The sequence below is a fragment of the Methylobacter sp. Wu8 genome (assembly GCF_036440755.1).
Taxonomy (GTDB): domain Bacteria; phylum Pseudomonadota; class Gammaproteobacteria; order Methylococcales; family Methylomonadaceae; genus Methylobacter_A; species Methylobacter_A tundripaludum_A.
This window is the reverse complement of the sequence record NZ_JAZGVT010000063.1, coordinates 1-18,202: the sequence shown is the minus strand read 5'-3', so window position 1 is coordinate 18,202 and position 18,202 is coordinate 1. Positions and strand designations below refer to the sequence as shown.

17 protein-coding genes are annotated in these 18,202 nt (G+C 45.3%); 10 read left to right on the top strand and 7 right to left on the bottom strand.

Annotated features, from left to right (window positions below; genetic code table 11):
• Window position 1: 1 nt before the first annotated feature.
• Window positions 2-472, top strand: a complete 471-nt coding sequence (gene trmL / locus V3O24_RS10040) for a tRNA (uridine(34)/cytosine(34)/5-carboxymethylaminomethyluridine(34)-2'-O)-methyltransferase TrmL (protein ID WP_104425426.1) — start codon at window positions 2-4, stop codon at window positions 470-472.
• A gap of 268 nt (window positions 473-740) precedes the next feature.
• Here trmL and V3O24_RS10035 read toward each other — a convergent pair whose 3' ends face one another.
• The 4 genes from V3O24_RS10035 to V3O24_RS10020 are packed head-to-tail and all read right to left on the bottom strand — an operon-like array spanning window position 741 to window position 3,073.
• Window positions 741-1,739, bottom strand: a complete 999-nt coding sequence (locus V3O24_RS10035) for an NAD(P)H-dependent glycerol-3-phosphate dehydrogenase (protein ID WP_104425425.1) — start codon at window positions 1,737-1,739, stop codon at window positions 741-743.
• 32 nt (window positions 1,740-1,771) lie between these two features.
• A complete protein-coding gene (secB, locus tag V3O24_RS10030; RefSeq protein ID WP_104425424.1) occupies window positions 1,772-2,239 on the bottom strand; it encodes a protein-export chaperone SecB in 468 nt (155 codons plus the stop codon).
• 42 nt (window positions 2,240-2,281) lie between these two features.
• On the bottom strand, window positions 2,282-2,725 hold the full coding sequence (locus V3O24_RS10025; RefSeq protein ID WP_104425423.1) for a rhodanese-like domain-containing protein: 444 nt from the start codon (window positions 2,723-2,725) through the stop codon (window positions 2,282-2,284).
• Window positions 2,726-2,758: 33 nt separating this feature from the next.
• Window positions 2,759-3,073, bottom strand: coding sequence for a metalloregulator ArsR/SmtB family transcription factor (locus tag V3O24_RS10020; RefSeq protein ID WP_104425422.1), 315 nt, complete (start codon window positions 3,071-3,073; stop codon window positions 2,759-2,761).
• A gap of 347 nt (window positions 3,074-3,420) precedes the next feature.
• On the opposite strand from V3O24_RS10020, the gene V3O24_RS10015 reads away from it, so the two are divergent.
• The 3 genes from V3O24_RS10015 (at window position 3,421) to V3O24_RS10005 (ending at window position 7,526) form a co-directional block, all read left to right on the top strand.
• Complete coding sequence (locus tag V3O24_RS10015) at window positions 3,421-4,692, top strand: peptidoglycan DD-metalloendopeptidase family protein (protein WP_331307138.1); 1,272 nt, start codon at window positions 3,421-3,423, stop codon at window positions 4,690-4,692.
• A 69-nt stretch (window positions 4,693-4,761) separates the two neighbouring features.
• A complete protein-coding gene (locus tag V3O24_RS10010; RefSeq protein WP_331307137.1) occupies window positions 4,762-6,078 on the top strand; it encodes a S41 family peptidase in 1,317 nt (438 codons plus the stop codon).
• A gap of 275 nt (window positions 6,079-6,353) precedes the next feature.
• Window positions 6,354-7,526 (top strand): hypothetical protein, encoded by a 1,173-nt coding sequence (locus tag V3O24_RS10005; RefSeq protein WP_331307136.1) that lies wholly within the window; start codon window positions 6,354-6,356, stop codon window positions 7,524-7,526.
• 604 nt (window positions 7,527-8,130) lie between these two features.
• On the opposite strand, the gene V3O24_RS10000 is transcribed toward V3O24_RS10005, so the two are convergent.
• Together V3O24_RS10000 and V3O24_RS09995 are read right to left on the bottom strand one after the other, a co-directional pair.
• Complete coding sequence (locus tag V3O24_RS10000; RefSeq protein WP_331307135.1) at window positions 8,131-8,583, bottom strand: DUF934 domain-containing protein; 453 nt, start codon at window positions 8,581-8,583, stop codon at window positions 8,131-8,133.
• Window positions 8,570-10,222, bottom strand: coding sequence for a nitrite/sulfite reductase (locus V3O24_RS09995; protein WP_331307134.1), 1,653 nt, complete (start codon window positions 10,220-10,222; stop codon window positions 8,570-8,572). The genes V3O24_RS10000 and V3O24_RS09995 overlap by 14 nt, the downstream gene beginning before the upstream one ends.
• 213 nt (window positions 10,223-10,435) lie before the next feature.
• On the opposite strand from V3O24_RS09995, the gene nhaD reads away from it, so the two are divergent.
• The 3 genes from nhaD to rpmE all read left to right on the top strand — a co-directional run bounded on the left by nhaD (window position 10,436) and on the right by rpmE (window position 13,960).
• Window positions 10,436-11,743, top strand: a complete 1,308-nt coding sequence (gene nhaD / locus V3O24_RS09990; RefSeq protein WP_181049957.1) for a sodium:proton antiporter NhaD — start codon at window positions 10,436-10,438, stop codon at window positions 11,741-11,743.
• 273 nt (window positions 11,744-12,016) lie between these two features.
• Entirely contained in the window at window positions 12,017-13,270 is a 1,254-nt protein-coding gene (locus tag V3O24_RS09985) for an AmpG family muropeptide MFS transporter (protein ID WP_331307133.1), read from the top strand.
• A gap of 489 nt (window positions 13,271-13,759) precedes the next feature.
• Window positions 13,760-13,960 (top strand): 50S ribosomal protein L31, encoded by a 201-nt coding sequence (rpmE, locus tag V3O24_RS09980; protein ID WP_006891794.1) that lies wholly within the window; start codon window positions 13,760-13,762, stop codon window positions 13,958-13,960.
• A gap of 330 nt (window positions 13,961-14,290) precedes the next feature.
• Here rpmE and V3O24_RS09975 read toward each other — a convergent pair whose 3' ends face one another.
• Window positions 14,291-14,725, bottom strand: coding sequence for a hypothetical protein (locus V3O24_RS09975; RefSeq protein WP_104425415.1), 435 nt, complete (start codon window positions 14,723-14,725; stop codon window positions 14,291-14,293).
• A gap of 281 nt (window positions 14,726-15,006) precedes the next feature.
• On the opposite strand from V3O24_RS09975, the gene amoC reads away from it, so the two are divergent.
• From amoC to amoB, 3 genes are all read left to right on the top strand, one after another.
• Window positions 15,007-15,759 (top strand): bacterial ammonia monooxygenase, subunit AmoC, encoded by a 753-nt coding sequence (gene amoC / locus V3O24_RS09970; RefSeq protein WP_104425414.1) that lies wholly within the window; start codon window positions 15,007-15,009, stop codon window positions 15,757-15,759.
• A gap of 121 nt (window positions 15,760-15,880) precedes the next feature.
• Window positions 15,881-16,624 carry a bacterial ammonia monooxygenase, subunit AmoA gene (gene amoA / locus V3O24_RS09965; RefSeq protein ID WP_104425413.1) on the top strand — a complete coding sequence of 248 codons (744 nt, stop codon included), beginning with the start codon at window positions 15,881-15,883 and terminating at the stop codon, window positions 16,622-16,624.
• A gap of 111 nt (window positions 16,625-16,735) precedes the next feature.
• The gene (gene amoB / locus V3O24_RS09960; RefSeq protein WP_104425412.1) at window positions 16,736-17,980 is read left to right on the top strand and encodes a bacterial ammonia monooxygenase, subunit AmoB; all 1,245 of its coding nucleotides are present in this window, start codon (window positions 16,736-16,738) and stop codon (window positions 17,978-17,980) included.
• Window positions 17,981-18,202: the final 222 nt, after the last annotated feature.

Here is an 18,202-nt window from a genome sequence, read left to right as displayed (position 1 = left end):
CATGTTTCATATCGTTTTGTTTGAGCCGGAAATTCCCGCCAACACCGGGAATATTATCCGGCTATGCGCCAACGCCGGCATGCAGTTGCATTTGATCAAGCCGCTGGGTTTTGAATTGGATGACAAAAAACTGCGCAGGGCCGGGCTGGATTACCATGAGTGGGTGGCGGTTAAAGAGCACGACTCATTGGCTGATTTTGTCGACAGCATTAAGCCGGGGCGGATGTTTGCGCTGACGACCAAAGGGAACGCTTGTTACAGTGAAGTGAGTTTTCAGCCGCAGGATGCTTTTTTGTTCGGGCCTGAGACGCGCGGCTTGCCTGCAACTGTATTGGCGGACTTAGGTGTCGAGCGATGCTTGTATTTGCCGATGCAGGCGGAAAGCCGCAGTCTGAATTTGTCCAATACCGTCGCTATTGTCTTGTATGAGGCTTGGCGGCAGCTGGGTTTTGCCGGAGCGGCGATAAAATAGGCTTAGGAACAGACATCAATTAATTTACGCAATGACCATGAAGGACATGAAGACATCAATCCTTCATGCCTTTCATGTTCTTCATGGTTTAAAAATAAAACGTGCTCAAGTTATTCATGCACATTCCTTAATAGCTAGAGAAATGGAATACGGATGACACTGATGAGACGGGTTTAAACGGATTTGATTTTCTATAAATAGTTTTTCCGTATAAAATTTTTATCTGTGTTTATCAGTCAAATCCGTGTCATCCGTGTTCTGTTGTAAATTACGACTCGGCTTTTTGTTCGCGGGCCAGCAGGTTTTGCACGGCCTCCAGCGGGGCCAGACCTTCATATAAAACCTTGTAGGTTTGTTCGGTGATAGGCATGTCCACGCCATGCTTTTTAGCCAGCAAAAAGGTTTCTTTTGCCGCTGAAATGCCCTCAATTTCCTGGCCGATTTCCTGTATAGCCTCTGCCCGGTCTTTGCCCTGTCCCAAGGCTAAACCGAAGCGCCGGTTTCTGGATTGGTTGTCGGTGCAGGTCAAGATAAGGTCGCCAAGGCCCGCCAAGCCCATAAAGGTTTCCTGTTTGCCGCCAAGTTTGACCCCGAGCCGGATAATTTCGTTTAGCCCACGGGTGATCAGTGCCGCCCGCGTGTTGGCGCCTAAGCCGAGGCCGTCGGCAATGCCCGCTGCTATCGCCATGACGTTTTTGACGGCGCCGCCGACTTCTACGCCGATCAGATCCGAGTTGGTGTAAGTTCGGAAACGCTCGCTATGCAGGATGTCGGCCAGAAGCGCTGCAAAATCCGGCTGGGGCGAAGCGATCGTGATGGCTGTCGGCAGGTCGGCCGCGACTTCCGCAGCAAAACTGGGGCCCGAAAGCAAGGCCGCCGGAGTTTGCTCGGAAAAAATATCGGCTACGACTTTGTGCAGCAAGGAGCCGTTATCGGAATTAAAGCCTTTGGTTGCCCACGCTATTTGTATGCCATCGGGCAAATACGCTTTGAGTTTAAGCAGGGTGTCTTTAAATGCATGACTGGGAACGGAAACCAGTATCAGGTTGCAAAAACCCGCCACTTCAGCCAAATCGGAAGTCACGCTGAGGTTTTCAGGGAAAACCGGGCCGGGTAAATAGCGTTTGTTTTCCCGATCTTGTGCCAGCGATGCCATGTGTTCCCGGTTATGACCCCATAAAAGCGTCCGGCAACCATTTCTGGCTGCCAGAATCGCCAAAGTCGTTCCCCATGAGCCAGCACCAAGGACGGCTATTTTTTTATTCATCGAGCGATCCTTCGACAAGCTCAGGACGGAGGTTAGTTGATGGCGTCGGAGCCTGGCGCTTGCTGTGCTTGTTGTAAATGCTGCGAGTATAACGCGTCGAAATTTACCGGGGCTAAAACCATCTGCGGAAAGCCGCCTCTAGTGACGAGATCGGAAATAGCCTCTCTTGCGTAAGGAAAAAGGATATTGGGGCAAAAACTGCCAAGCATGGGTCCCATTTCGGCATCATTAAAACCGGCTAAAGCAAAAATTCCTGCTTGATTGACTTCAACAAGATAGGCTGTCGCGTCGCCGTTTTTTACGGTGATGGTTACCGCAAGGGCTACTTCGTACATTGAGTTATCTAAAGGCAAAACATGGGTGCCCAGATTAAAGTCGACAGCGGGCTCCCATTTTTCGGTGAATACCTTGGGCGAGTTGGGGGTCTCAAAAGACAGGTCTTTGGTATAAATTTTCTGGATGGAAAATTGTTTTTCTACTGCGTTGCTTTCTTCGGTCATGATGAATTTTTAAGATTAGGGCTAATGAATGGGAGTGTCGATTTAGTTTTTGTGTTTACCGGCTGCTTTGATAGGCAATTTGTAGTCGTTTTCCCAGGCCTGCATGCCGCCGGTGATAACGAAAACCTGTTCAAATCCTGCTTTAGTTAATATTTTTCCTGCGGATGCGGAGCGGGTTCCGCTTTGGCAGGCAATAAGGACAGGTTTGTTTTTGTCAGCTTCCAGTTTTGACAGGTGAGCAGGCAGGTTGCCCAACGGGGTGTTGATCGCGTTTTCAATATGGCCGGCAAGGAATTCCTCCGGCTCGCGGACATCAATGACGACTGTATCGCTATCATTCATTTTAGCGACAGCCAGTAAAGGAGAAATCGCGCCGAATTTCTTGAATGCGGCATCGAATAATTCCTGGATTAATAAGTAAGTAACGACTGCCAGAGCGAGAGATAAGATGTAGTGATTTAAAATGAATTCTAGGTAACGTTCCATGGATTTGTTGTAAAAGTTAAGTGAAAAGATGAATTAACGATTGGGGCAGAAGACTTCCTGCATCATTTTAATGAGTAACAGCATACGGGCATCGTCAATATAGTAATAAACGCGGTTAGCCTGTTTTTTGGAGCCGAGAATATTTTTCTCCTTGAGAATAGCCAAATGCTGGGAAATATTGCTTTGGCTGGTGCCGACCTGATCGACGATGTCTTGTACGCAGATTGAATCATTGCCCAGAACACACAATATTTTCAAACGCAATGGATGCGACATTGCCTTTAAGCAGTAAGCCGCCCTGGCTATATCGGCATCGGTTGTGTCTGTGTGCTGGTCTTTAATTTTCATAGGTGGGTTAACGCTTCTAGTTTATTGAATTTGATTAAAAAAGAACCCGTGAAGAATTATTTATACACAACTGTTGTCAACGTGTATTAATATAATGACTACTTGATTGCACAATTGGCACCAGCCAAAAGATAAAAAACCAGTAAATCTGGCAAAATAATACATCACTACAACCATTTTTGGTAATGAAGAATAAAATGGGGCGCAAAGCAGTTTGTTTTGTAGAGATAATAGTAATGTGGATTTTTTTTAGTATCGGGAGATAAAGATAAAGATGTTGAATCGGCCAAAGCCTCTGGTATTGCTGATCCTTGACGGATTCGGTTACATGTTGGACAAAGAAAACAATGCCATTGCAATGGCTGATGCACCTTTCAAGTCTGTTTAATCTGTGGATGATAAAGAAGCTGGTTTTTTGCCTTTTGCTGAGTGCGTTTGTTCATGAAAGTAATGCGGAAATCTCGGAAAAAAGCGAAGAGCTAAATGAAGTTCAGTCGGGCATAGCAGAGGCCGGACAAAATAGGGAGCGGATTCAACAGCAGCGAAATACGCTAAACACGCAGTTGGGTGAGGTTGAAAAACTCTACGGGAAGACGGCCGCTTTATTAAGAACATTGCAGACCCAAGTTGAACAAAAACGCCAGAATTTGACCAGGATTCGCCAGGAAAAGCAGCGTCTTCAAAATGAAGTCGCTAAGGAAAACAAAGAATTAGCAGGTCAAATAAAAGCCGCCTATGCAATGGGGCAAAAGGAACAGTTGAAGCTTCTGCTCAATCAGCAAGATCCTACATTATCCAGTCGGATGCTGGTTTATTATGATTATCTTAATAAGGCGCGCTTGACAAAACTGGCCAGTATTTCTGAGTCTGTGCGGCATTTGGATCAATTAGATGAGCAGCAACAGCAGGAAACCGAGCTTTTAGAGAAAAGTCTTGAGCAAAAGAAATCAGAGCAGATAGTCGCAGACGGCGTAAGAAAACGAAGATCTGAACTGCTGACGCAATTAAAAAGCGATTTGTCTTCAAATGAACAGCAAATAATTCACTTGAAAGAAAGTGAAAACAAGCTGAAAAATCTGGTATCGTCATTGCAAAGATCAACCAATGATCTTTCTTTTGAGGTTGAGCAATCCAAAAAATTGCATGAGGCTGTTGAGGCTCCGGCCGAGCCGGCCAAAGACTTGCCGGATTCCAAGGATGATTTTCCCAAGCTTAAGGGCGACTTTTCGTCACTTAAAGGACAACTGCCTTGGCCTGTCAAGGGGCGGTTAACCAACAAGTTCGGCAGTGTGCGGGCGGAGAGCACGGAGAGCATTTGGGATGGCGTGTTAATTGACGCCAGTGAGGGAACGGAGATACGTGCGATTACCAGCGGGAAAGTGGTATTTTCCGATTGGCTGCGCGGTTTTGGCTTGTTGATTATTATTGATCACGGCAAGGGCTATATGACCCTTTATGCGTTTAATCAGAGTTTATATCGGCAGGTTGGTGAGTGGGTGGATGTCGGTGAAGTCATTGCTTCCGTTGGGCAAAGCGGTGGGCGCAGTCATTCCGGGTTATATTTTGGAATACGCAACAAAGGTAAGCCGGTTGATCCGCTTGAGTGGTGCCGAAAGTAATCGGGATCAAGTTAGTTAACTGTGTATGGTCATGTTTTAGGAAATCCAGTGTTTGGAGTTGTAAGGTACATGTTAAAAAAGAAAAATATTTTCATTTTGTCCTTAGGGATTATGTTGGGTGTTTTTATGGGCATCTGCGGCAGCGTCTTTGCCGAGCGGGGTAAGGCAGAGCCTGTGGCTGAAACAGAAACCCTGCCTTATGAAGACTTGCGCGCATTCACGGAAATTTTCGGACGAATCAAAAGGGACTATGTAGAGCCCGTTTCCGACAAAAAATTATTGGAAGATGCCATCCGCGGCATGTTGAGCGGGCTTGATCCTCATTCCGCTTATTTGGTTGCCGAGGAATACCAGGAATTAAAAGAGGGTACAACCGGGCAATTCGGCGGCCTGGGCATCGAAGTTACGATGGAAAACGGCTTTGTTAAAGTGGTTTCCCCCATTGATGATACTCCGGCCCAAAGAGCCGGCATTAAAACCGGAGACCTGATTGTCAGACTTGATGATCAGCCGGTAAAAGGCATGACCTTGGCGGATGCGGTCAAGCTTATGCGTGGCGAGCCCGGCAGCAAGATTTTGTTGACGGTTGTTCGCGAAGGGATGGAGGCTCCTTTAAAAATCAACATAACCCGCGACATTATAAAAGTTAAAAGCGTAAAAAACCGGATGCTGGAAAAAGGTTACGGCTATGTGCGGATCAGCAGCTTTCAATCAGGAACCGGGGAAAGCCTTAAAGAAGCTCTCGCTGCATTGAAAAAAGAGAATGGGGGCAGTCTTAAAGGCTTGGTGCTGGATTTAAGAAACAATCCCGGTGGCGTGCTGAATGCAGCAGTTGAAGTCAGTGACGCGTTCATCAAGAGCGGCCTGATCGTCTACACCGAAGGCCGTATTGAAAACTCGGAAATGCGCTTTAATGCCGCTCCCGATGACCTTATTGACGGCGCGGCGATGGTCGTGTTGATCAACGCCGGTTCCGCCTCAGCCTCGGAGATTGTAGCCGGAGCCTTGCAGGATCAAAAGCGCGCTGTAATCATGGGTGAGAAATCGTTCGGTAAAGGGTCGGTGCAGACTATATTGCCAACCAGTAACGGTTCGGCGGTTAAGTTGACGACGGCCAGGTACTACACGCCTTCAGGCCGCTCCATCCAGGCCGAGGGTATTGAGCCGGATATCGCTTTGGGCCGCGTTAAGCTGGAGTCGTTGGAAAAAACGGAATTCAAGCCGGTCAAAGAGGCTGATTTGTCGCGTCATTTGCAAAACGGCAAAGGAAAAAGCACCGATGGAGAAGGCGAGCAAGGCGAAAACAAGGAAGCTCTGGAAACGAAGGATTATCCTTTATATGAGGCGCTGACCTTGTTAAAAGGCATGAGCATTATGCATAAATAAGCATTAGCTTGTAGCGGTAATCAAAAGCCCGGATTTTGGCAGGCAGGGATGTTTGCTGGGATTCGGGTTTTTTTGTGGGTTGAATTTGTTGGGGTGAGATTGCGGGTTGGGTTTGCCTGAAAGGTTGCTATTAATTGGTTGTTATAGCAAGATGGCTAGCGGATGTCTGGGGGGATTTTGTGCCCAGAATTGAAATTAATATGCACCTAAAAAGGTGTCTACTTTATATTAGGTTGAAATAATTCCTCACTAAATGATGAGGCATAAGAGTTTTTATGCAGAAAAACACTAATATATTCATGGTGGCACCCAAATTTATAGCTTTAGATTCTTCGATATTGAACTATCTTGCTAAGGACTACTTTTCATTGGATACATCAAAACAAAAGGATTCTGCAAATTTTTTAAAGTGTTTAGCTGATAATGCTTTTATTCCTTTCCTATGTGTACATCATTTTCATGAGCTTATTAAAATTCGCGATGACAAAGATGCAAAAGACAGATTTAATTTTCTTCGATTGCTTCCGCAAGTAGCTTGGGTATCAAGCATTCACGATAATCAGCTTGGGTCGATTGTTGATGTTTTGGTTGCAGAATGCCAAACGGTATTGCAAGGAAATAAACTTTCTTTGCTGGAGGTGCGAGATAAAACGCGCAACTCATTAATTCGTTTTGGCACTGGCATTGAAGCTATGTCTTCATATGAGGGAATCTGGGAAAACGGGCATCCGTATCGTCCATATCTTTGGCTGCAAGAAGCAAGGACAAGAGAAACCGTAGTAATTAGAAGATCTAAAGTAAATGATATTTCTAAAAAGCGAATAAGTAATTTTATGAACGGATCTATCCGTGAACAAAATGAAGCAATCGCTTTTCTTAAGCAGCTTAAAGCTCAAATGACTGAAGAAATTCAGCATCATGGCGATAAACGAATATCTAGTCCTAACGAGGTAGCAGAGCGTTTTTATGACGAAATAGCAGATAGCGAAGAGGTTTTCCATCTCAAAAACGGGGGATTACAGCAATTTCTATATTATCTTGAAATTGATATTGAAGAACTTGGCAAAAACGCTGTTATGGAGGATTTACTGAAGCTCATAGATTTTCGAGCGAAACTCAAGGTTGCGCATAAAAGGTTCAATATGCCTTGGGAGTCTTTTAAAAAATCAATTCAGCCAGAACAAATTCCTTCTTGGGTTATTGAAAGCTCATTATTCTTGCACTCCCAAGAGCAACCCGAATACAAGGGAAGTGAACTAAACGATTATTGGCTTGCATGTTTATCACCGTATGTCGATTTAATCTATGTTGATAAACGAGTAAAAAATGATTTTGAACGTGCTTTTAGAAAGGACTTGGTTTTTCGTGAATTTCTAAATAAAGTTAAAATCGAAAAAGTTCGTCCTTATAAAATCCTTCAAGAGCAAATTGAAGCAATGGGCTTATAAATTAGTTGTTCTGTAGGCTGAGCTGAATGCAATAAAGCCCAACATTAACAATGTGTCGCTACCGCGACGATTGATTTAATCGGGTTCTCGGACCCGAGGGCGAGATACTTTCTTTTGCTTCGCCTCGGTAACTGCTCCTGCGTTGCTCTACCTCCTGCATCCATGCAGTCGAAAAGAAAGTATCCAAAGAAAAGGCGACCCGGTTGCCGCTTATTTCCTCCGTTCCTCGCTTTCGACGGGGGTTGACGAAAGGGGCTCCTGCCCCTTCGTCAACGTGCGGCATCCCTGCCGCACCCCTAACGGGCTATTCCCGCCGAAAGCTCCGGTACTCGGCGCGGCATACGGGATTAAATCCGTACCACAGGCAAAATTTCTTCGCTCTCACTCGGCGTGAGAACGAGACAATTATCTCCACGTTAGAATGTGTAATCGAATGTCTGGTAACGAAAAGCCAGCGCGGTAGGATGGGGTGGAGCGTAGCGAAACCCATCACATGGAGGGTGGAGGGTGTTGGATATGATGGGTTTCGGCTACCGCCTCTGCCCATCCTACACCACTTCGTGTTCTTCGTGCCTTCGTGCCTTCGTGGTGAGTTTAACGCAAATTAACGAATCGATTTTTGATAATTGACGCTAAAGTCATTCAGGTTAGACAGCGCTACAGGCAGGTCTTCGGTTTTCTCAAGGCTGAACGCATTAACGCCGACACGAGACAAATAATACACCTGATCCCGCATGAAGTGGCCTGTCGCCCTGATTTCGCCTTGATAGTTGTAGCGGCCTCTGAGCAGCCAGGCATGGGAAAACATGCGGCCATCGGCAAAGGCGGGAAAATCCAGCTCGATTAATTGAATGTCCTTTAAATCGGCGGCGATGTCTTCAAGCGAATCGGCGGGTCCGATTCTGACGCCTATCTTGCCGTTAGATTTAAGCAATTGTTGCTTGTCTTTTTTCCAGCGGGCTAATGAAACGCTGATGTCGCCGTCTTTGAGTTCGGCGTCATCGGCAATATAGCTCCAGCTGTCGTCAACAATCTGTTTGTCTTTAATTATCTGCATAGACTTGCTCTTTGAATGGGTTGATGCCAACGCGCTTTACCATGTCCAGAAAGGACTCGTCTTCCAGACGTTGCTTGATATAAACGTCCAGTATGGTGGTAATGGCTTGGGTGACCTGGTCTTTGGCAATTGAAGGCCCAAGGCGTTCGCCGATAGCGGCCTCGTTTTCGGAGGAGCCGCCCAAGGTCAGCTGATACCATTCAACGCCTTTTTTATCGACGCCCAGTATGCCGATATGGCCGACGCTTTGATGTGCGCAGCCGTTCATGCAGCCGGACATGTTGATTTTTACATCGCCAATATCATGTAGGTAGTCCATGTCATCAAGCGCTTCGTTGATTTCTTTGGCGATGCCGATAGAGCCGGCGTTGGCGAGCGAGCAAAAGTCGAGACCGGGGCAGCAAATCATATCGGTTGCGGTGCCGATATTGGGTGTGGCCAGTTTCAGTGCGTCGAGTTGTTGCCACAGCGCGAACAGGTCGGCTTGTTTGACGTCGGCAAGAATCAGGTTTTGCCGGTGCGTGCTTCTGAGTTCGCCAAAGCTGTATTGATCGGCCAAGTCGGCAACCGCGTCAAGCTGCGTATCGGTCATGTCGCCCGGAGGCGAGTCCGGTGCTTTTAGAGAGATGAATGCGGCGCGGTATCCGGGTACTTTATGATCGGCAGTGTTGTGTTTAACCCAGGTGGCAAATGCCTTGTTTTCGAGTTGTTGCTGCGCAAAGCCGGTGTCTTGCGCGGCATCTGTCTCGTAAGCAGGCGGTGCAAATTGGGCTTTGATGGCTTCTATGCGATCAGGCGCCAGTTCCAGGTCGTCGCGGATTAGCAGCCATTCTTTTTCGACTAATTCGGAGAATTTCTCCATGCCCGATTCCTTGACCAGGATTTTAATACGCGCTTTGTATTTGTTGTCCCGGCGGCCAAACAGGTTGTATATCCGCAGTATGGCTTCCAGATAAGACAATAGGTGTTTCTTTTCTAAATAGGGTTTGATGACTTGGCCTATGATCGGCGTGCGTCCCAGGCCTCCGCCGACAAGCACTCTAAAGCCGGTTTCTCCTGCGTCGTTTTTAACCAAGTGCAAGCCGATGTCATGGAATTGGGTGGCTGCTCTATCATGCTTTGCACCGCTTACCGCAATCTTGAATTTTCGCGGCAGGTAGGCGAATTCTGGATGCAGGGTGGTCCATTGCCGGATAATCTCGCAATAAGGGCGGGGATCTTCAATCTCGTCGATACAGACACCGGCCAAGTGATCGGTTGAGGTGTTTCTCAGGCAGTTGCCGCTGGTTTGGATGGCATGCATCTGGACTTCGGCCAATTCTTCAAGAATATCGGGGACTCTTTCCAGTTGGGGCCAGTTGAACTGGATGTTTTGCCGGGTCGTAAAATGACAGTAATTTTTGTCGTAGGTACGGGCAATGTGCGCTAATTTTCGAATTTGTTTGGCGTTAAGCAGGCCGTAGGGGCCGGCTATCCGCAGCATCGGGGCGTGAGTTTGAATGTAGAGGCCATTCATTAAGCGCAATGCGCGAAATTGATCGTCAGAAATTTCGCCTTTTAAAAAGCTTTCCGTCTGCCTTCTAAATTGAGCTACCCGTTGTTCGATGAGTGTTTGGTCGGTGTCGTTATACTGATACATAAATAAGCGCTTAGTGCCTGTCCAGGCGAGTAATTATAACCAATTATCATATACTGCGGGTCATAAAATGACAAAGGTTATTGTATGGTGCTAATATTGTCCGCTAAATTTTGGGTGTTTTTGGTTAATTTATTTTGAAATAAAAATTAGGGGGTTATTTTGGTGCGGTCATTGGTTGTCTTGTTGTCTCTATTGCTGTTGCCTGGAATGGCGATGGCGGGTGGTTTTGAAAGTCTCGGGCTGACGGGGACGGAACGGGGTGTTTATACTGTTTTGATCTTTATCATTGCCTATGGCTTTGTTATGGCGGAAGAGTTTACTCATCTAAGCAAGTCCAAGCCGGTTATTCTGGCCGCCGGCATTATTTGGGCGAATGCGGCCGTTTTAGCTGCTCAAGCGGGTGTTTCTGCTGAGGACATGCACGAAGCTTTCGAATACAATTTGAAAGAATATGCAGAGTTAATGTTATTCCTGCTGGTTGCCATGACTTATATCAACTCAATGGCCGAGCGTAACGTGTTTGAGGCTTTGCGTTCCTGGCTGGTAAGAAGGCAGTTCGGCTATCGCAAGCTGTTTTTGATTACCGGCGTTATTACGTTCTTCTTGTCCTCGGTAGCTGATAACTTGACGGCGGCTTTATTGGTCGGCGCGGTGGTTATGGCGGTAGGTGCGGATAATCCGAAATTTGTCAGCATCGGTTTTGTTAATTTGGTGGTTGCGGCTAATGCGGGTGGTGCGTTCTGTCCTTTTGGCGATATTACTACCTTGATGGTTTGGCAGGCTGAGTACGCGGAGTTTTTTGATTTTTTCAAATTGTTTATTCCATCTGCGGTGAATTACGGGGTGCCGGCGGCAGTAATGTATTTTGCTGTACCTGATGAGCAACCGAAGGTTTCCGATGAGGCGGCGGTGCAATTAAAACCGGGTGCGATAGTGGTTTGTGTAATGTTCTTGTTGACTATCGTTACGGCGGTAAGCTTTAAGCAGGCGCTGCATTTGCCACCGTTTATGGGCATGATGGTCGGTCTTTCCGTGTTAATGCTTTACGGGTATCGTTTAAAAACTGTCTATCGCGTTGAAGGTGATGATGCGTTTGATATTTTCGATAAAGTGCGTCATGCCGAATGGGATACTTTGTTGTTTTTCTTCGGTGTGGTATTCGCTGTCGGCGGTTTAGGCTATATCGGTTATCTTGAGCTGCTGTCCAGCGCTATGTACGATGGTCTAGGCGCTACAACTGCAAATATTTTAGTGGGCGTGATTTCGGCGATTGTTGATAACATTCCTGTTATGTTTGCGGTGCTGAATATGAATCTGGATATGGATCTGTATCAGTGGTTATTGGTGACTTTAACTGCCGGTGTTGGTGGTTCGCTGTTATCGGTGGGTTCTGCTGCCGGGGTCGCCTTAATGGGGCAGTCCGATCATAAGTATACCTTTTTCAGTCACTTGAAATGGACGCCTGCAATTGCCGGTGGTTACGTGGCGAGTATTGTTGTTCATTATCTGATTAACGGTTAGTTTTTGCTAAGGCGCCGCACTTTCAGTGCGGTGCTGTTGTTTTGTAAGGCCGGATATTACGAATTGATGTTCGGCTTTTCTCATTTGTGTTTAGTTAATAGCTGGGCATGAAGTATTCTGATTCCTCTTAGCTAGTCTTTTGATTTTGGCTCTATTCAGTAAAAATGGCATGGGGCTGTTTATGGCTGAATTATTTGTCTGTCAAACTCTCAAAATTTAAACCAGTATAAATTTAGTCGCATCGTTGCGACATGTCGCTTTTAGAGGTGTTCTGTGGCAAATAATTCAAGCGTCAAACAGGCGTTCTTTAATAGGCGAATGCTCATTTGCGTTTTCACTGGATTTAGCTCTGGTTTGCCTCTGTATATTCTAATCGGACTGTTGCCGGCATGGTTGCGGTCTGAAGGCGTGGATTTAAAAGCCATAGGTTTGTTTGCTCTAATTCAATTGCCGTTTACCTGGAAGTTTCTTTGGGCGCCGCTGTTTGACCGCTACATTCCACCATTTGGGCGAAGGCGGGGCTGGCTCTTAATCACGCAAATAGCATTATTGTCATCCATTCCTGCATTTGGAATGCTGCATCCTGGCCCGGATTTATGGGCAATTGCCTATCTGGCCGTTGTGGTGGCATTTTTCAGTGCATCGCAAGATATTGTATTGGATGCCTATCGACGTGAATTGTTGCTGGATAATGAGCTGGGCCTTGGTAACGCTGTACATGTTAATGCATACAAAATTGCGGGTTTGATACCGGGATCTTTATCGCTCATTCTGGCTGATCATTTGCCGTGGAGCAGCGTGTTTTTTATTACTGCTTTGTTCATGTTGCTGGGTATCGCGATGACACTTTTCGTGAGTGAGCCGGTGCTTAAGAATGGTGCGCCGAAAACACTTAGGGCGGCCGTGGTTGAGCCATTTCAGGAATTTATCGGTCGCAACGGCTTGAAATCAGCGGGGCTGATACTCGGCTTCATCTTTTTTTACAAGCTGGGCGACAGTATGGCCACAGCGTTGGCTACGCCGTTTTATCTGGATATGGGTTTTAGCAAAACAGAGATTGGGCTCATCGCTAAGAATGCCGGTTTGTGGCCAAGTGTTGTGGGCGGGCTGCTCGGTGGTATTTGGATGGTCAAACTCGGTATTAACCGGGCCCTGTGGGTTTTTGGCTTGGTGCAGATGATTGCTATTTTAGGCTTCGCTTGGCTTGCGTCGGTGGGTCACAGTCTGCTGTGGCTGGGCATGGTTATTGGTATTGAGGCGTTAGGGGTAGGGTTGGGGACGGCGGCCTTTGTTGCTTTTATTGCTCATGCCACGCACCCGCTTTACACTGCAACGCAATTTGCGTTATTCACAAGTCTGGCCGCCGTGCCGCGCACGTTTGCTAATGCCGCAACGGGTTATTTGGTTGAGTGGTTCGGGTGGGTGGCTTTTTTCCTGTTTTGTTTCGTCATTGCGATCCCTGGGATGTTGCTTCTATTTAAAGTTGCGCCGTGGAATGGGCGGCAGGAGCTCGAAAATGCGCAATAGCCGGATTTGGTAAATAGAGGCGACTTCTTCATAAGTGAAGCTTGAAAACTTGTGTCTTTGCCAGATGAGTCGGAAGGTAAGCAAAGCGAAATGACGCTTAAATTTCCAAATTGAGCTTCGATAAAACAACTTTCTACGTCGACTTCCCGTCAGCCGATACCGTTAATGATTTTGTCGGGCTGACTTTTGCAGTATAAAGCCAGCCCGCTATAACCTTTTTTCTCATGCATCATAATAGAAGTAGCGGGGCAAAAAGGGGGGGATTAAGTCGATGTAGTTGGGCTTTTGTTTCCTAAATGCAAATAATGTCAGCGGTTTGTTGGCGCATTCGTGTGAAGAACTTTTTACGTTCCGCGGAGCGGACGCCGTTTGCATTTAAGGTGATAATGCGTAGGCGTATAAATTGAGTTGCGAACTTCTAATGAAAAACGTATTATACGAAGTTCTTCAATAAAGTATGTGGCCCATTTAAGGGTATGTGAAAGTAATATGAAACCAGAAATTCATCCAGAATATAAGCAAATTACTGTGACCTGCGGTTGCGGTAATAAATTTGAGACCGGTTCTGTATTGGGTAAGGATTTGCAAGTTGAGGTTTGTTCTTCATGTCATCCTTTTTATACAGGGAAACAACGCGTAGTTGATACCGCGGGTCGCGTCGATAAGTTCCGTAAAAAATATGGCAAATAAATCCTTTGCGGATTTTTGCTTGGATGGCTAATTTTGAGCGTGAGCACAAAAGCCATTGGTTATGATGAAGATGCAATAAGAAAATTGGTTTTGATTGATGTTGTAATGTATTAATCCTATCTAGTTTTGCATGGCAGTCAGAAAATAAAAAAGCCAGTACAGCTTGTTGTACTGGCTTTTTTATTTTCTGGGACTTGGTTTTTTAAAGGTTCATATTGTTCAAGTTGGGTAAGAGTTTTGTTCGGGCTTCGGAATTTTTTGTGGGTCCTGCACTGGATGTGAGAATGGTTCGCGATTTGGAGGGATTAAGTCATCGATTACGAGTCAGTTCTATAAATCCAGACCGGACAGTCCTTCAATGGACCAGTTGGCAAAATCATTGCTGCCTTCTGTGTCGTCGCCGTTTTTATAAGTAATACGGCAGGCATATTTTTTACTGACAGGGTTTGTATTCGTGCTGGTGATGTCGATTTCGCCGTTAATGACGTATTGGTAATTGCCGAGGCTCCAGGCATTGATAGGTTTTTCGGCGAAGTTAACGGATGTATCGGATCCAAGTTTTGATTTGATGTAGGTATTGCAATGGGCGAAAGCGAGTCCGGTTAGTGGTGTTGAGATAGGGGACTGGCTTCCTTGGTCTTTGCTGTCAACAAGAAATAAATCTGACTGGATTACTTTGTAAACGAGAGGCATGGCGATCTCTTTTTGAATCAAAAGGAGCGCTGTTAGGCCGACAATAAAGATTAAGATGGAGTATTTTTTCATGATTTAGGATGATTGGGTTGAAAATAAATAAAATTAATTTTAACAGGAATCAATGTTTTAAGTGTAGAGGAATTTATTGGCTAAGGATTGGGTTCAAGGAAATGAATTAGGCGTTTGTTTTTGACTTGACAAGGCTAATCGAACTGGTAGACTGACGGCTCACTAAATTGACTTGGTGGTGCTTGGTTCTTGGTATATCTAAGGCCAAGTGGGAAAATGGAGTTGTAACTATAGCCCCTGTCCATAACAAGTCAGGGATTTTATAATTTTTGGAGGTAGAAATGGCAGCTACAACTGAATCAGTGAGAGCTGATGCTGCGGAAGCACCGCTGTTAAATAAGAAAAATTTGATCCTGGGATCACTAGTATATGTAGTGTTCTATGCTTGGGTTCGTTGGTATGAAGGTATTTATGGCTGGTCAGCTGGTCTGGATTCATTCGCACCTGAATTCGAAACATATTGGATGAACTTTCTTTATATTGAGTTCGTTCTTGAAGTGGCTACTGCAGGTATCCTGTGGGGTTATATCTGGAAAACTCGTGATCGTAAAGTGATGTCAATAACACCAAGAGAAGAGTTGAGAAGACACTTTACTCATTGGACTTGGTTGGTAATGTACGCTTTCGCTATTTACTACGGCGCTAGCTACTTTACAGAGCAAGATGGTACATGGCATCAAACTATCGTTCGTGATACTGACTTCACACCAAGTCACATCATCGAATTCTATTTGAGCTATCCTATCTACATCATCACTGGTGGTGCTGCTTTCTTGTATGCAAAAACAAGACTTCCTACTTATCAGCAAGGTCTGCACCTTCAATATATGGTGGCAGTTGTTGGTCCTTTCATGATTCTGCCAAATGTTGGCTTGAACGAATGGGGTCACACTTTCTGGTTTATGGAAGAATTGTTCGTTGCTCCTTTGCACTATGGTTTCGTATTCTTCGGATGGGCGGCTTTAGGCGTAATGGGTGTTGTGAACACAGAAGTTGCAGCTATTGCTAAACTTTTGAAAAAAGACTTAGCTTAATAATATAAGTCTTTGGTTGTAATTACTATCTCCTCGGCTGTTTCGCTTTTTTTCAGGGTGAAACAGCTAAAGTTAGATAGTTATTAATAAAAATAATTTAAATCCTTTAGGAGGTAAGCTAATGAGCGCATCTCAATCAGCTGTACGTTCACGCGCTGAAGCAGTTAAAGTTTCACGCACGTTCGATTGGCTAATTTGCTTTACATTGTTCTTCGTAGTACTTGGTGGTTATCACATTCACTACATGTTAACTGGTGGTGACTGGGATTTCTGGACTGACTGGAAAGATAGACGCTTATGGGTAACCGTGGCTCCGATCGTTTCAATCACTTTTCCAGCAGCTGTTCAAGCTGTATTATGGTGGCGTTACCGTTTGCCTTTTGGCGCAGTGCTTTGCATTTTAGGTCTGCTGTTGGGTGAATGGGTCAACAGATACATGAACTTCTGGGGTTGGACTTATTTCCCTGTAAACTTCTGCTTCCCATCAAACCTGATGCCAGGCGCTATCGTTATTGACGTTATCTTAATGCTGACAAACAGCATGACAGTTACAGCAGTACTTGGTGGCATGGCGTGGGGTCTGTTGTTCTATCCAGGCAACTGGCCAGTTATTGCTCCATTACATGTTCCTGTTGAATACAATGGCATGATGATGACACTGGCTGACTTACAAGGTTACCACTATGTAAGAACTGGTACACCTGAGTACATCAGAATGGTTGAAAAAGGTACATTAAGAACTTTTGGTAAAGACGTTGCTCCAGTATCAGCGTTCTTCTCTGCTTTCGTGAGTATCTTGATTTACTTCTTGTGGCATTTCTTCGGTAAATGGTTCGGTGGCACTAGCTTCACTCAAAGTTCTTAAGAACCTTGTTTGTAGAAATTCACACAAAAAGACTGGTGTTAGCAAGAGAAAATCGACTGTTGGCACTAGATACTCTGAAAACTATAGATTCTCTATTATAGAGGAGGATATATGAAATTAATAAAAGACAAGGTTGCTAAATTATCCTTTGTCGCACTGCTGATAACTGTTACAGCAGCGATGTTTTACGCACCAACTGCATCTGCTCATGGTGAAAAGTCGCAAGCCGCTTTCATGCGTATGCGTACAATTCACTGGTTTGACCTGAACTGGTCAAAAGATACTGTGGCTGTTAACGACACTATGACAATTTCTGGTAAATTCCACGTTTTCGCTGGATGGCCTGAAACTGTTGATAAACCAGAAATATCTTTCTTGAACATCGGTATTCCAGGTCCTGTATTTATTCGTCAAGGTTCTTGGATCGGTGGTCAATTAGTTCCTCGTTCAGTTACTCTGGAACTGGGTGATACCTATGAGTTTAAAGTTTTGTTAAAAGCGCGTCGTCCAGGTGACTGGCACGTACACACTATGATGAACGTTAAAGGCGGTGGTCCAATCATCGGTCCAGGTAAATGGGTAACTGTTACTGGTACTATGGGATCATTTGTTAATCCAGTTACTACGTTGTTAGGCGATACTATCGACTTAGAAACATACAATCTGAGCAACACTTACTTCTGGCACGCTTTCTGGTATGCCTTAGGTTTGGCTTGGGTAGCTTATTGGATTCGTAAGCCTGTATTTGTTCCACGTCATATTGCTGTTGAAGCAGGTAAAGCAGACTCTTTGATTACTGCTGGCGACAGAAAAGTTGCTATGGGTTTTGCAATAGGTACAATTGCGATTGTTGCTTTCGGTATGAGCAGCACAAACGCAGCGTATCCTGTAACAACTCCATTGCAAGCTGGTTTGTTGCGTGGCATGAAACCAATTGAAATGCCTGCAAAAACTGTTAACGTTAAAGTTGAAGATGCAACTTATCGTGTACCAGGCCGTGCTATGCAAATGACACTGACTATCACTAACAATGGTGATTCTGCAGTGCGTTTAGGTGAGTTTAACACTGCTGGTGTTCGATTCTTAGATCCTAAAGTTCATGTTGATGAAACTGGCTATCCAGATGACTTGTTGGCTGAAGAAGGTTTGACTGTTAGCGATAACAGCCCAATTGCTCCAGGTACATCAAGAACTGTGCAAGTTACTGCTTCTGACGCTGCTTGGGAAGTTTACCGTTTAGCTGACTTGATCTATGATCCAGACAGCCGTTTTGCTGGTTTGTTGTTCTTCTTTGATGAAGCTGGCAACCGTCAAATGATCATGGTAGATGCTCCATTAATTCCATCTTTCATTTAATGAAATAATTAGCCGGCAGCCTTGGTTGTCGGCTAAGGAATTGAAACCCTCGTTACCAATAGGTAACGAGGGTTTTTTTTTGAGGTAAGGGTTTAATTAATCATGGGCGGATTCAACTCCGAAGTGCAATCCTAGTAATCATGCGGCATCCCTCTCTTGTTCAGGAAAAAAGACCTCATGAGGTGTTTTAAAATTGAGTGTTTTTCGAGGGCGATGGTTGAG

What these genes read in the sequence shown, in the direction of transcription:
- trmL (WP_104425426.1), top strand. Translation starts at nt 2, where the DNA reads ATGTTTCATATCGTTTTGTTTGAGCCGGAAATTCCCGCCAACACCGGG.
- V3O24_RS10035 (WP_104425425.1), bottom strand. Translation starts at nt 1,739, where the DNA reads ATGAATAAAAAAATAGCCGTCCTTGGTGCTGGCTCATGGGGAACGACT.
- secB (WP_104425424.1), bottom strand. Translation starts at nt 2,239, where the DNA reads ATGACCGAAGAAAGCAACGCAGTAGAAAAACAATTTTCCATCCAGAAA.
- V3O24_RS10025 (WP_104425423.1), bottom strand. Translation starts at nt 2,725, where the DNA reads ATGGAACGTTACCTAGAATTCATTTTAAATCACTACATCTTATCTCTC.
- V3O24_RS10020 (WP_104425422.1), bottom strand. Translation starts at nt 3,073, where the DNA reads ATGAAAATTAAAGACCAGCACACAGACACAACCGATGCCGATATAGCC.
- V3O24_RS10015 (WP_331307138.1), top strand. Translation starts at nt 3,421, where the DNA reads ATGCCATTGCAATGGCTGATGCACCTTTCAAGTCTGTTTAATCTGTGG.
- V3O24_RS10010 (WP_331307137.1), top strand. Translation starts at nt 4,762, where the DNA reads ATGTTAAAAAAGAAAAATATTTTCATTTTGTCCTTAGGGATTATGTTG.
- V3O24_RS10005 (WP_331307136.1), top strand. Translation starts at nt 6,354, where the DNA reads ATGCAGAAAAACACTAATATATTCATGGTGGCACCCAAATTTATAGCT.
- V3O24_RS10000 (WP_331307135.1), bottom strand. Translation starts at nt 8,583, where the DNA reads ATGCAGATAATTAAAGACAAACAGATTGTTGACGACAGCTGGAGCTAT.
- V3O24_RS09995 (WP_331307134.1), bottom strand. Translation starts at nt 10,222, where the DNA reads ATGTATCAGTATAACGACACCGACCAAACACTCATCGAACAACGGGTA.
- nhaD (WP_181049957.1), top strand. Translation starts at nt 10,436, where the DNA reads ATGGCGGGTGGTTTTGAAAGTCTCGGGCTGACGGGGACGGAACGGGGT.
- rpmE (WP_006891794.1), top strand. Translation starts at nt 13,760, where the DNA reads ATGAAACCAGAAATTCATCCAGAATATAAGCAAATTACTGTGACCTGC.
- V3O24_RS09975 (WP_104425415.1), bottom strand. Translation starts at nt 14,725, where the DNA reads ATGAAAAAATACTCCATCTTAATCTTTATTGTCGGCCTAACAGCGCTC.
- amoC (WP_104425414.1), top strand. Translation starts at nt 15,007, where the DNA reads ATGGCAGCTACAACTGAATCAGTGAGAGCTGATGCTGCGGAAGCACCG.
- amoA (WP_104425413.1), top strand. Translation starts at nt 15,881, where the DNA reads ATGAGCGCATCTCAATCAGCTGTACGTTCACGCGCTGAAGCAGTTAAA.
- amoB (WP_104425412.1), top strand. Translation starts at nt 16,736, where the DNA reads ATGAAATTAATAAAAGACAAGGTTGCTAAATTATCCTTTGTCGCACTG.